Source organism: Pseudomonas sp. LBUM1661 (genome assembly GCF_059695925.1).
Map to the genome: position 1 here is coordinate 2291406 of NZ_CP166794.1, position 12675 is coordinate 2304080.

Annotated in this window: 16 protein-coding genes; 13 read left to right on the forward strand and 3 right to left on the reverse strand. The window is 58.5% G+C overall.

The features are described 5' to 3' along the window. The first annotated feature begins 5 nt into the window (after positions 1-5). Genes ACA057_RS10580 through ACA057_RS10605 form a run of 6 tightly spaced genes read left to right on the forward strand, consistent with a single transcriptional unit; the run spans position 6 to position 6005 of the window. Entirely contained in the window at positions 6-1559 is a 1554-nt protein-coding gene (locus ACA057_RS10580) for a sugar ABC transporter ATP-binding protein (RefSeq protein WP_497348086.1), read from the forward strand. Continuing rightward, positions 1556-2533: an ABC transporter permease gene (locus tag ACA057_RS10585; RefSeq protein WP_497348088.1), complete on the forward strand. Its 978-nt coding sequence runs from the start codon at positions 1556-1558 to the stop codon at positions 2531-2533. Before ACA057_RS10580 ends, ACA057_RS10585 begins: the two co-directional genes overlap by 4 nt. Before the next feature lie 3 nt (positions 2534-2536). Further along, the gene (locus ACA057_RS10590; RefSeq protein WP_497348090.1) at positions 2537-3556 is read left to right on the forward strand and encodes a LacI family DNA-binding transcriptional regulator; all 1020 of its coding nucleotides are present in this window, start codon (positions 2537-2539) and stop codon (positions 3554-3556) included. Positions 3557-3614: 58 nt separating this feature from the next. After that, on the forward strand, positions 3615-4532 hold the full coding sequence (gene rbsK, locus ACA057_RS10595; RefSeq protein ID WP_497348092.1) for a ribokinase: 918 nt from the start codon (positions 3615-3617) through the stop codon (positions 4530-4532). Continuing rightward, positions 4529-4933 carry a D-ribose pyranase gene (gene rbsD / locus ACA057_RS10600; RefSeq protein ID WP_497348094.1) on the forward strand — a complete coding sequence of 135 codons (405 nt, stop codon included), beginning with the start codon at positions 4529-4531 and terminating at the stop codon, positions 4931-4933. The genes rbsK and rbsD overlap by 4 nt, the downstream gene beginning before the upstream one ends. Positions 4934-4976: 43 nt before the next feature. After that, a complete protein-coding gene (locus ACA057_RS10605) occupies positions 4977-6005 on the forward strand; it encodes a nucleoside hydrolase (RefSeq protein ID WP_497348096.1) in 1029 nt (342 codons plus the stop codon). A 45-nt stretch (positions 6006-6050) separates the two neighbouring features. On the opposite strand, the gene ACA057_RS10610 is transcribed toward ACA057_RS10605, so the two are convergent. Beyond that, positions 6051-6254 (reverse strand): hypothetical protein, encoded by a 204-nt coding sequence (locus ACA057_RS10610; RefSeq protein WP_497348098.1) that lies wholly within the window; start codon positions 6252-6254, stop codon positions 6051-6053. A 132-nt stretch (positions 6255-6386) separates the two neighbouring features. On the opposite strand from ACA057_RS10610, the gene ACA057_RS10615 reads away from it, so the two are divergent. Together ACA057_RS10615 and ACA057_RS10620 are read left to right on the forward strand one after the other, a co-directional pair. Then, a complete protein-coding gene (locus tag ACA057_RS10615; RefSeq protein WP_059404380.1) occupies positions 6387-6692 on the forward strand; it encodes a hypothetical protein in 306 nt (101 codons plus the stop codon). Between the two features lie 168 nt (positions 6693-6860). Then, positions 6861-7181, forward strand: a complete 321-nt coding sequence (locus tag ACA057_RS10620; protein WP_401353384.1) for an I78 family peptidase inhibitor — start codon at positions 6861-6863, stop codon at positions 7179-7181. A 72-nt stretch (positions 7182-7253) separates the two neighbouring features. On the opposite strand, the gene ACA057_RS10625 is transcribed toward ACA057_RS10620, so the two are convergent. Together ACA057_RS10625 and ACA057_RS10630 are read right to left on the reverse strand one after the other, a co-directional pair. Continuing rightward, entirely contained in the window at positions 7254-7466 is a 213-nt protein-coding gene (locus ACA057_RS10625; protein WP_003179963.1) for a cold-shock protein, read from the reverse strand. Between the two features lie 292 nt (positions 7467-7758). Beyond that, entirely contained in the window at positions 7759-8061 is a 303-nt protein-coding gene (locus tag ACA057_RS10630) for a hypothetical protein (protein WP_497348101.1), read from the reverse strand. A 371-nt stretch (positions 8062-8432) separates the two neighbouring features. On the opposite strand from ACA057_RS10630, the gene thrS reads away from it, so the two are divergent. From thrS to pheS, 5 genes are all read left to right on the forward strand, one after another. Next, positions 8433-10355 (forward strand): threonine--tRNA ligase, encoded by a 1923-nt coding sequence (gene thrS / locus ACA057_RS10635; protein ID WP_010455934.1) that lies wholly within the window; start codon positions 8433-8435, stop codon positions 10353-10355. Then, positions 10355-10906, forward strand: a complete 552-nt coding sequence (gene infC / locus ACA057_RS10640) for a translation initiation factor IF-3 (protein WP_169857083.1) — start codon at positions 10355-10357, stop codon at positions 10904-10906. Before thrS ends, infC begins: the two co-directional genes overlap by 1 nt. A gap of 60 nt (positions 10907-10966) precedes the next feature. Next, the gene (gene rpmI, locus ACA057_RS10645) at positions 10967-11161 is read left to right on the forward strand and encodes a 50S ribosomal protein L35 (RefSeq protein ID WP_008145659.1); all 195 of its coding nucleotides are present in this window, start codon (positions 10967-10969) and stop codon (positions 11159-11161) included. Between the two features lie 27 nt (positions 11162-11188). Then, positions 11189-11545 carry a 50S ribosomal protein L20 gene (rplT, locus tag ACA057_RS10650; RefSeq protein WP_007905879.1) on the forward strand — a complete coding sequence of 119 codons (357 nt, stop codon included), beginning with the start codon at positions 11189-11191 and terminating at the stop codon, positions 11543-11545. A 109-nt stretch (positions 11546-11654) separates the two neighbouring features. After that, positions 11655-12671, forward strand: a complete 1017-nt coding sequence (gene pheS / locus ACA057_RS10655) for a phenylalanine--tRNA ligase subunit alpha (RefSeq protein WP_007905876.1) — start codon at positions 11655-11657, stop codon at positions 12669-12671. Positions 12672-12675: the final 4 nt, after the last annotated feature.

The following is a 12675-nucleotide window of genomic DNA, read 5'->3' on the forward strand; positions in this document are numbered from 1 at the left end:
TTTTTATGTCAGTTTCCGCCCCGAACGCTGTCCTCTCGGTCAGCGGTATCGGTAAGACCTACGCCCAACCGGTCCTGACCGGCATCGACCTGACGCTGATGCGCGGTGAAGTGCTGGCGCTGACCGGCGAGAACGGCGCGGGTAAAAGCACCCTGTCGAAAATCATTGGCGGGCTGGTCACACCGACCACCGGCCAGATGCAATTCCAGGGTCAGGATTACCGCCCCGGCAGCCGCACCCAGGCTGAAGACCTGGGCATCCGCATGGTCATGCAAGAACTCAATCTGCTGCCGACCCTGTCGGTGGCGGAAAACCTGTTCCTCGACAACCTGCCCAACAGCGGCGGCTGGATCAGCCGCAAGCAACTGCGCAAGGCGGCAATCGAGGCCATGGCGCAGGTCGGGCTCGATGCGATCGATCCGGACACACTGGTCGGTGAGCTGGGCATCGGTCACCAGCAAATGGTCGAGATTGCACGCAACCTGATCGGCGATTGCCATGTGCTGATCCTCGATGAACCGACCGCAATGTTGACGGCCCGTGAAGTGGAGATGCTGTTCGAGCAGATCACTCGACTGCAGGCGCGCGGCGTGTCGATCATCTACATTTCCCACCGCCTCGAAGAGCTGGCGCGAGTGGCCCAGCGCATTGCGGTATTGCGCGACGGCAACCTGGTCTGCGTCGAGCCGATGGCCAATTACAACAGTGAGCAACTGGTCACGTTGATGGTCGGTCGAGAACTCGGCGAACACATCGACATGGGGCCGCGCAAGATTGGCGCTCCGGCGTTGACGGTCAAAGGGCTGACGCGCTCGGACAAGGTTCGCGACGTGTCTTTCGAAGTGCGCACGGGCGAGATCTTCGGCATTTCAGGTTTGATCGGGGCAGGGCGCACCGAGTTGCTGCGCCTGATTTTCGGCGCCGATACCGCGGACAGCGGCACGGTGGCCCTGGGTTCGCCGGCGCAAGTCGTGAGTATTCGTTCACCGGCTGACGCGGTCGGTCACGGCATCGCCCTGATCACCGAAGACCGCAAAGGCGAAGGCTTACTGCTGACCCAATCGATCAGCGCCAACATCGCCTTGGGTAACATGCCGGTCATTTCCAGCGGCGGCTTGGTCAACAAGGGTGACGAGATGGCCCTGGCCCAGCGTCAGATCGACGCCATGCACATCCGCAGTTCCAGCCCGACGCAACTGGTCTCGGAACTGTCGGGCGGCAACCAGCAGAAAGTCGTGATCGGCCGTTGGCTGGAACGCGATTGCTCGGTGCTGCTGTTCGACGAGCCGACCCGTGGCATCGACGTCGGCGCCAAGTTCGACATCTATGCACTGCTCGGCGAACTGACCCGTCAGGGCAAGGCGCTGGTGGTGGTGTCCAGCGACCTGCGTGAGCTGATGTTGATCTGCGACCGGATCGGCGTGCTGTCTGCGGGGCGCCTGATCGATACGTTCGAACGCGACAGCTGGACCCAGGATGATTTGCTTGCGGCCGCTTTCGCCGGCTACCAAAAACGTGACGCGCTGCTCAACGAAGCCGCGCCTAGGGATCTCCCATGACAACTGCAACGTCCGCTGGCAAACGCAGTGGCAACTTCTACGGTCTCGGCACTTATCTGGGCCTGGCCGGCGCCTTGCTGGCAATGGTCGCGCTGTTCTCGGTCCTGAGCAGCCATTTCCTGTCTTACGACACCTTCAGCACCCTGGCCAACCAGATCCCCGATTTGATGGTGCTGGCGGTCGGCATGACGTTCGTCTTGATCATCGGCGGTATCGATCTGTCGGTGGGCTCGGTATTGGCCCTCGCGGCATCGACGGTCAGCGTGGCGATTCTCGGCTGGGGCTGGAGCGTGCTGCCTGCGGCGTTGCTGGGAATGGGAGCAGCGGCGCTGGCCGGGACCATCACCGGCTCGATCACTGTGGCGTGGCGGATTCCATCGTTCATCGTGTCCCTCGGCGTGCTGGAAATGGCCCGTGGCGTGGCGTACCAGATGACCGGTTCGCGCACGGCCTACATCGGTGATGCATTTGCCTGGTTGTCCAACCCGATTGCCTTCGGCATCTCGCCGTCGTTCATCATTGCCTTGCTGATCATCATCGTCGCCCAGGCCGTGCTGACTCGTACCGTGTTCGGTCGCTACCTGATCGGCATCGGCACCAACGAAGAAGCGGTGCGTCTGGCAGGGATCAATCCAAAGCCCTACAAGATTCTGGTGTTCAGTCTGATGGGACTGCTGGCCGGTATCGCCGCGTTGTTTCAGATTTCCCGTCTGGAGGCGGCGGACCCGAATGCCGGTTCCGGACTGGAGCTGCAAGTAATCGCTGCCGTGGTCATCGGCGGCACCAGTCTGATGGGCGGCCGCGGTTCGGTCATCAGTACGTTTTTCGGGGTGTTGATCATTTCCGTGCTGGCGGCCGGTCTGGCGCAGATTGGCGCGACCGAGCCGACCAAGCGCATCATCACCGGCGCGGTCATCGTGGTGGCGGTGGTGCTTGATACTTATCGCAGTCAGCGCGCAAGCCGGCGGACCTGAGTCATGGCAACGATCAAGGATGTGGCAGCGCTTGCGGGAATTTCCTACACGACGGTTTCCCACGTGGTGAACAAGACTCGACCGGTCAGTGAAGAAGTGCGGATCAAGGTTGAAGCCGCGATCAAGAGTCTCGATTACGTGCCCAGCGCCGTGGCCCGCTCGCTCAAGGCTAAAACCACCGCGACCATCGGCCTGCTGGTGCCCAACAGCCTCAACCCGTACTTCGCCGAACTGGCCCGGGGGATCGAGGATTATTGCGAGCGCAACGGCTATTGCGTGATTCTCTGCAACTCCGACGACAACCCGGACAAGCAGCGCAGCTACCTGCGCGTGCTGCTGGAAAAGCGCATCGACGGGCTGATCGTGGCGTCGGCCGGCGGCGACGCGGGGCTGGCAGAGGGCCTTGCAGCCGTACGCACGCCAATGGTCATCGTCGACCGTGGGCTGGCCGGTGTGAATGCCGATCTGGTGCGCATCGATCACGAATACGGCGCCTATCTGGCGACCCGGCACCTGCTGGAATTGGGGCACCGGGACATCGCCACGATTGGCGGTCCGGCGAGTACCAGTGTGGCGCAGATGCGTCTGGCCGGTTATTGCCGGGCACTGAAAGAATCGGGCGTCGAAGTGCCTCGCGAGCGCATGCTGGAAAGCGATTTCACCAGCACCGGCGGTTACAACGCCGCGGCGATCCTGTTGGAAAAGAACCCGCCCAGCGCGATCTTCGCCGGCAACGACATGATCGGTATCGGCGTGCTGCGCGCGGCAGCCGAGCGCAATATTCGTGTGCCGAGCGATCTGTCGGTGATCGGCTTCGACGATATCCAGATGAGCCGTTATGTCTATCCGGCGCTGACCACGGTGGGCCAGTCGATCCTGCAATTGGGCGAGATGGCCGCCGAAGTCCTTTTGCGCAGGATCGCCACGCCGGACATGGCCACCGATCAACGGATCGTGACGCCGAGCATTGTCCTGCGCGAGTCGACTGCGCCGCTGGCCGGTGTGTTCGGAGAGTACCGTTAAACCAAAGCACCGCTAAACCCAAAGCACCGCTGAAACCTGAATTGATGAGTAGTGATGTATGCCAGCAAAAGTAGTGGTAATCGGCAGTCTTAACATGGACCTGGTCACCCGGGCGCCCAGGTTGCCCCGTGGCGGTGAAACGCTGATCGGCCGTTCGTTTTCCACGGTTTCCGGCGGCAAGGGGGCGAATCAGGCTGTCGCCGCCGCGAGGCTGGGGGCGCAGGTGTCGATGGTCGGTTGTGTGGGCAGCGATGCCTATGGCGAACAGCTGCGCGGCGCGTTGTTGGCCGAGCAGATCGATTGCCAGGCCGTCAGCACCGTCGACGGCGCCAGCGGTGTGGCGTTGATTGTGGTCGACGACAACAGTCAGAACGCGATCGTGATCGTGGCCGGGGCCAACGGTGCGCTGACGCCGCAAGTGATCGACCGTTTCGACGCCGTATTGCAGGCGGCGGATGTCATCATCTGTCAGCTGGAAGTGCCCGATGCTACGGTCGGCCACGCACTCAAGCGCGGCCGAGAACTGGGCAAGGTGGTGATTCTCAACCCGGCGCCGGCCAGTCAACCGTTGCCGGCAGACTGGTACGCCGCCATCGATTACCTGATTCCCAACGAAAGTGAAGCGTCGGCCCTGAGCGGTTTGCCGGTGGACTCACTGGACACCGCCGAAACCGCCGCGGCCCGTTTGATCGCGATGGGCGCCAGCAAGGTCATCATCACCCTCGGTGCCCAAGGTTCGCTGTTTGCCAATGGCAAAGGCTTCGAGCATTTCCCGGCGCCGAACGTGAAGGCGGTCGACACCACGGCGGCGGGCGACACCTTTGTCGGTGGTTTCTCCGCGGCCCTGGCGGCCGGCAAGACGGAAGCTGAAGCCATCCGTTTCGGCCAGGTCGCTGCGGCGTTATCGGTCACCCGGGCTGGCGCGCAACCCTCGATTCCCACCTTGTCCGACGTACAGGCCTTTAAAACACCATGAAAAAGACACCTTTGCTCAATGTCGCGCTGTCACGGCTGATCGCATCCCTGGGCCATGGCGACAAAGTAGTGATCGGCGACGCGGGCCTGCCGGTGCCGCCGGGCGTCGAGCTGATCGACCTGGCCCTGACTCATGGGATTCCGGATTTCGTCAGCACCTTGAACGTGGTGCTCAGCGAAATGCAGGTCGAAAGCCATGTGCTGGCCCAGGAAATCCTCGAGAAACAGCCGTCGGCGTTGGCAACGCTGGACGAGTTGAATGCCGCCGGTGCGCTGGGTCAGCGTGAGCTGCTCAGCCATGACCAATTCAAAATCCTCAGCCGACAGGCACGGGCGATTATTCGTACAGGCGAATGTCAGCCGTACTGCAACATCGTGCTGGTGGCTGGGGTGACGTTTTAGTTCGCTGTTGTCTTCCTGCTGTTCCACGCACAAGGAGTGCGCTATGTACCGCTATGCTCAGAAACTGCACCACCTGCTCCGGAGTCTGCTGCTTTTGTCCCTGATTACCGCAACAAGCGCCCAGGCGGCGGAAAAAATCGACTTGATCATCGACACCGATCCAGGTGCCGACGATGTGGTTGCCTTGCTGTTTGCCTTGGCATCGCCCGAAGAACTGAGCATTCGTGCGCTGACCACCGTCGCCGGCAATGTTCGCCTGGACAAGACATCGCGTAATGCGCGGCTGGCTCGCGAGTGGGCGGGGCGCGAAGAGGTGCCGGTCTACGCCGGTGCGCCGAAACCGCTGATGCGCACGCCGATCTACGCCGAGGATATCCATGGCAAGGAAGGGCTGTCGGGTGTCACCGTGCATGAACCGAAGGAAGGCCTGGCCAAGGGCAATGCGGTCAACTACCTGATCGATACCTTGAAAAGCGCCAAGCCACACAGCATCACCATCGCCATGCTCGGTCCGCAGACCAATCTGGCTCTGGCGCTGATCCAGGAACCAGAAATCGTTCAGGGCATCAAGGAAGTGGTGATCATGGGCGGGGCTCACTTCAACGGGGGCAATATCACACCGGTGGCCGAGTTCAACCTGTTCGCCGACCCGCACGCGGCTGAAGTGGTGCTCAAAAGTGGCGTGAAGCTGACCTACCTGCCGCTGGACGTGACCCACAAGATCCTCACCAGCGAGGCACGGCTGAAGCAGATCGCGGCCATCAACAACCATGCCAGCAAGCTGGTGGGCGATATTCTGAATGAGTACGTCAAGGGCGACATGGAGCATTACGGCATGCCGGGCGGCCCGGTGCACGACGCCACGGTCATTGCTTACCTGCTCAAGCCGCAGCTGTTCAGCGGTCGTTCGGTCAACGTAGTCGTTGATAGCCGCGAAGGTCCGACCTTCGGCCAAACCATCGTCGACTGGTACGACGGCCTGAAAGCGCCGAAGAATGCTTTCTGGGTTGAAAGCGGCGACGCCCAGGGCTTCTTCGATCTGCTGACCGAGCGTCTGGCTCGTCTGAAATAAGCGTCATGCCCGCAGGTGCCAGCCTGCGGGTTTCTGCTCTCTGCGTTATGTATTCGCCGCCCCCATGAGGTCGGCGGGGTACTTCTCGAAAACCTGCGCGATAAAATGCTGGGCGGCTTCGGTGCCCAGTTCCTTGACCAATAGATCGATACCAATGATTGCCAACTCTTCCGGGCTGCCGGGGCTGTAAGAGCTGTGACCCTGTGGCCACTTGACTGTGATGTTGGCGTCGATGTTTAGGGTGGACATGATGGCGCTCGTGAAGTCGGGGAAGTCTGAGTGTCGAGTTAACCATTTTGTGCAGCTTTTGGCACTCCGACTTAGGCATGGGGGGAGTGCTATGCGACACTTGGTCTTTAATGATTTCTCAAGGACTGTGCTGTGCAGATCGATTTGAATACGCCTGACGGCTTGACCCTTGAGGCTGTGCGCCAGCTGCTGGCCAGCGCGAGCGATGATGAGCACACCCAATTGCGCGTGACTAAAGGTGGCATCGCCTACATTTCGTCTGGTGTCGTCGGCGGCACCGATATTGGCGGGCTGCTGTTTCGTCTGGAGACGTGGGCCAAGGGTTCTGGTTATGTCGGACGTGTCGCCGCCAGCGACGAGGTCTGGGTCATGCAGATCTTCAACGCGCTCAAGGAGAACTGGCCGACTCCGCCGTTCGACTACATCGACGTTTACTGAGGGCTGTTCATATTCAGTCACGATTGAGGGGTGAACGTCGGGGCGATGCTCAGGCAAACTCGCCGACTGACCGGATCGAGGGCAGGGTGCTGGCACCCTCGCTCTGAAACCAAACGCCAGATTGGCGGTCGCACGATCTCAGCTTAACTATTGAAAGAAGGAGGCTTCATGCCTTGGAAGCTCGCGTCATTGGGTACTTTGCTGGCCGTTGCCACGCTGGCCGGTTGCAGCACTACCTCCACCGAGTCGACAACAGACCCTGTTACGACGACTGACACGGGTCATAGCCGTTGTGAGGCAAAGGCTGCCGAATTCACCCTCGGCAAAAAGGCTTCGCCCGAATTGCTGGAGCAGGCGCGTACTCGTGCCGGTGCACAGAATGCACGGTTCCTTTTGCCCACCGACATGGTGACCCTGGAATACCGCTCCGATCGCCTGAACCTGAACACCGATGCCAATCGGGTCGTCACCCGCGTCAACTGCGGCTGATCGTTCGAGGCTTTTGTTTCACCCATAAAAAACCCCGTCACATGGACGGGGTTTTTTTAGTGCGCCTGGAAATTACTCTGGGCGAACTTGAGCAGCTTGCATACCCTTTTGGCCTTTCTCTGCCACGAAGGAAACAGTCTGGCCTTCTTTCAGGCTTTTGAAACCGTCGCTTTCGATAGCTTTGAAGTGTACGAACAGGTCGTCACCGCCACCTTGAGGAGTGATGAAGCCGAAGCCTTTTTCATCGTTGAACCATTTAACGGTGCCGGTTTGGCGATTAGACATGGTGTATCTCCAAGAAACATATATTTTCAGTAGTACTGTGCTGCTCAGGCCAACTGGGCACACCGGAGTATCATAGTCGAAATGTTCGCTTTGGGAGCCCCCCGGACGTGCTGTTTGCCCTACAGTCGCGCTTTCTTTGTTGCCCGATATGGCTGAAAGCCCCGTATTACAAGGCCTTCAGCCAAAAGTAAAGACGATAAAAAAAGCTGTAAAACCTGCATAAATTGTACGAAAAAGCGTTTTTTGGAAGCTTTTTGTCGGCTATCGATGCCTTCAAAGAGTCCTGTCGGGCTTATTTTTTCGCTTTGTTATCGGCTTTGCAGGCCGAGATTTGGGTCAGTGCTTTTTGCTTCAGGGCGTCACTGGCCGTGTTGTCCATCAAGGACTGGATGTCGCCGGCCGGGTACGATTTGATCGCATCGGCACCACAAGCGCAGTGAGATTTGGCCGCGGCGGCGCCGATCTGTGGCGTGGCTGCCTGGGTGCATTGAGCCATGTATTTCTCGCGCTCGCCTTTTGGCCAATCGGCATGGGCGGCCAGTGGCAGCAGCAGGACGACGGGGGCGATTACAGCGAATAAACGATTCAGACGCATGCTGGGATGCTCCTTGTGGGTCAATGTCTTGTTATCTGAGGGGCAAAGCGGGGTTCAAGTTCAGCACTCTGGCGAAAATGCCTGATTTGCGCCAGCAGAAAACCTCGGTGCCGCGACGACCGTTCATCTGTGCTAGCATTCCCCGCTCGGGCGTTTGCAGGCTCCGGAGACCTTCAGTCCCGGCAGCGGCAGCCGCACGAATAACCCTGATTTGAATCCCAGTCACTCTGGTTCGGTTTTCCGGTTGGCCGCAAGGCTCCTGCCGCTGTAAGGCAGGCGTTCGTCATTGAATGGCCTGGATCGGATCTTGTACTGGCTCATCCCAACCCACGTGACCTTTGGTAGGGGTCACCACTAGGAGAGGAGGCGCCATGCCAACTATTACTCTTCCCGACGGCAGTCAACGTTCATTCGATCACCCGGTTTCCGTAGCCGAGGTCGCCGCATCCATTGGTGCTGGCCTGGCCAAAGCCACCGTGGCCGGCAAGGTCAATGGCAAGCTGGTCGACGCCAGCGACATCATCGACAGCGATTCCACGCTGCAAATCATTACGCCAAAGGATGAAGAGGGGCTGGAGATCATTCGCCACTCTTGCGCTCACTTGGTTGGCCACGCGGTCAAGCAGCTGTACCCGACTGCGAAGATGGTCATCGGCCCTGTCATCGACGAAGGCTTCTATTACGACATCGCCTTCGAGCGTCCTTTTACGCCGGACGACCTGGCTGCGATCGAACAGCGCATGCAGCAGCTGATCGAAAAAGATTACGACGTGATCAAGAAAGTCACTCCGCGCGCCGAAGTGATCGAAGTGTTCAAGGCCCGTGGCGAAGACTACAAGCTGCGCCTGGTCGAGGACATGCCGAACGAACAGGCCATGGGCCTGTACTATCACGAAGAATACGTCGACATGTGCCGCGGTCCGCACGTGCCGAACACTCGCTTCCTGAAATCCTTCAAGCTGACCAAGTTGTCCGGCGCCTACTGGCGTGGCGATGCCAAGAACGAGCAGTTGCAGCGTGTTTACGGCACCGCTTGGGCTGACAAGAAGCAGCTGGCGGCTTACATCCAGCGCATTGAAGAAGCTGAAAAGCGCGATCACCGCAAGATCGGCAAGCGCCTGGGCCTGTTCCACACCCAGGAAGAGTCCCCGGGCATGGTGTTCTGGCACCCGAACGGCTGGACCCTGTACCAGGTGCTCGAGCAGTACATGCGCAAGGTTCAGCGCGACAACGGCTATCTGGAGATCAAGACTCCGCAGGTCGTTGACCGTAGCCTGTGGGAGAAATCCGGGCACTGGGCCAACTACGCCGACAACATGTTCACCACCCAGTCGGAAAACCGCGATTACGCGATCAAGCCAATGAACTGCCCTTGCCACGTGCAAGTGTTCAATCAAGGCCTGAAAAGCTATCGCGAGTTGCCGATGCGCCTGGCCGAATTCGGTGCTTGCCACCGTAACGAGCCATCGGGTGCGCTGCACGGCATCATGCGCGTGCGTGCGTTCACCCAGGACGACGCCCACATCTTCTGCACCGAAGAGCAGATGCAGGCCGAATCCGCCGCGTTCATCAAGCTGACCATGGACGTTTATGCCGACTTCGGCTTTAAAGACGTCGAAATGAAACTGTCCACTCGTCCGGAAAAACGCGTCGGTTCCGACGAGCTGTGGGATCGCGCCGAAGCTGCATTGGCTGCAGCCCTTGATAGCGCTGGCCTGCCGTACGATCTGCAGCCGGGCGAGGGTGCGTTCTACGGTCCGAAGATCGAATTCTCGCTGAAAGATTGCCTCGGTCGCGTCTGGCAATGTGGTACCCTTCAGCTCGATTTTAACCTGCCTGTCCGTCTGGGAGCCGAATACGTCTCCGAAGACAACAGTCGCAAGCACCCGGTGATGTTGCATCGGGCGATCCTGGGCTCCTTCGAACGTTTCGTCGGAATTCTGATCGAGCACTACGAGGGTGCATTCCCTGCGTGGCTGGCTCCGACCCAGGCAGTGATTATGAATATCACTGATAAACAGGCCGATTTTGCCGCCGAGGTTGAAAAAACCCTCAACGAAAGCGGATTTCGTGCCAAGTCTGACTTGAGAAATGAAAAGATCGGCTTTAAAATCCGCGAGCATACTTTGCTCAAGGTTCCTTATCTCTTGGTTATCGGAGATCGGGAAGTCGAGATGCAGACTGTCGCTGTGCGTACTCGTGAAGGTGCTGACCTGGGCTCGATGCCCGTCGCCCAGTTCGCTGAGTTTCTCGCGCAAGCGGTTTCCCGGCGTGGTCGCCCAGATTCGGAGTAATTACTATTAAGCGTGAAATGAGACAAGATAAACGAGCTGCACCGAAAGCCCCGATCAACGAGAATATCTCGGCACGCGAGGTTCGGTTAATTGGGGCTGAAGGTGAACAGCTTGGGATTGTGTCAATTGAAGACGCGCTTCTTAAGGCTGAAGAGGCCAAACTGGATCTGGTGGAGATTTCCGCCGATGCAGTACCCCCTGTTTGCAAACTGATGGACTACGGCAAATCGATCTTCGAGAAGAAGAAGCAGATTGCCGCGGCCAAGAAAAACCAGAAGCAGATCCAGGTTAAAGAAATCAAGTTTCGTCCAGGGACGGAGGAAGGGGATTACCAGGTAAAACTGCGCAACCTGGTACGTTTCCTGAGTGATGGGGACAGGGCCAAGGTATCCTTGCGATTCCGCGGCCGTGAGATGGCCCACCAGGAGCTGGGGATGGAACTCCTCAAGCGAGTTGAAGGTGACTTGCTCGAGTACGGTTCGGTCGAACAGCATCCTAAGATGGAAGGACGCCAGCTGATCATGGTCATCGCCCCGAAAAAGAAGAAGTAATCAATAGGGCACGGCAGGCCTTCTGATTATGTTTATCAACTGAATGCGGAGTATCCGAACATGCCAAAAATGAAAACTAAAAGTGGTGCTGCTAAGCGGTTTCTGAAAACTGCTAACGGTATCAAGCACAAGCACGCTTTCAAGAGCCACATCCTGACTAAAATGTCGACCAAGCGTAAGCGTCAACTGCGCGGTAGCAGCTTGCTGGCACCGTGTGACGTGGCAAAAGTCGAGCGCATGCTGCGCCTTCGTTAATTTAGTCAAGAATAGAGGAAGTAACTCATGGCTCGTGTAAAGCGTGGCGTCATTGCCCGTAAACGTCACAAAAAAATTCTGAAACTTGCTAAAGGCTACTACGGCGCTCGCTCGCGCGTATTCCGTGTTGCCAAGCAAGCGGTAATCAAGGCAGGCCAATACGCCTACCGTGACCGTCGTCAGAAAAAACGTCAGTTCCGCGCTCTGTGGATCGCTCGTATCAACGCTGGTGCACGTATCAACGGTCTGTCCTACAGCCGTTTCATCGCCGGCCTGAAAAAAGCGTCCATCGAGATCGACCGTAAGGTTCTGGCTGATCTGGCAGTGAACGAAAAAGCGGCGTTTGCTGCGATTGTCGAGAAAGCTAAAGCCACCTTGGCTTAAGTACCCCCGACAGTCACCCGGCCTCACCTCTGTGGGGCCAGGTGTTAAACGTCATAAATAGGGGAAGAGCCTTCAAGCTCTTCCCCTATTTTGTATCTGGAGTCTGTACATGGAAAACCTGGATGCGCTCGTCTCTCAAGCACTAGAGGCTGTGCAAAGCGCTGAAGATATCAATGCCCTGGAGCAAATCCGGGTTCACTACCTTGGCAAGAAGGGTGAATTGACTCAGGTGATGAAGACCCTGGGGAATTTGCCGGCAGAAGAGCGTCCGCAAGTCGGCGCCCTGATCAACGTTGCCAAGGAGCGTGTCACAGAGGTTCTCAATGCCCGCAAGGCACTGTTTGAAGAGGCCGACCTGGCCGCCAAACTGTCTGCCGAGTCCATTGACGTGACCCTGCCTGGCCGCGGCCAGACCTCGGGTGGTCTGCATCCGGTTACGCGTACTCTGGAACGTATCGAACAGTTCTTCACTCACATCGGCTACGGCATTGCCGAAGGCCCTGAGGTCGAAGACGACTACCACAACTTCGAAGCGCTCAACATCCCAGGCCATCACCCGGCCCGGTCGATGCATGACACCTTCTATTTCAATGCCAACATGCTGCTGCGCACCCATACCTCGCCGGTACAGGTCCGCACCATGGAATCGAAACAACCGCCGATCCGCATCGTCTGCCCAGGCCGTGTGTATCGCAGCGACTCCGATATCACCCACTCGCCGATGTTCCACCAGGTCGAAGGCCTGCTGGTCGATCGCGACATCAACTTCGCCGACCTGAAAGGGACCATCGAAGAGTTCCTGCGCGTGTTCTTCGAAAAAGAACTGGCCGTGCGTTTCCGTCCTTCGTATTTCCCGTTCACCGAGCCATCCGCTGAAGTCGACATGGAATGCGTGATGTGCAGCGGTAAAGGCTGCCGCGTCTGCAAACAGACTGGCTGGCTGGAAGTCATGGGTTGCGGCATGGTTCACCCGAACGTACTGCGCATGTCCGGGATCGACCCGGAAGAGTTTTCGGGCTTTGCCTTCGGTATGGGCGTTGAACGTCTGGCCATGCTGCGTTACGGCGTGAACGACTTGCGTCTGTTCTTCGACAACGACTTGCGGTTCCTCGCGCAATTTCGCTAGTCGT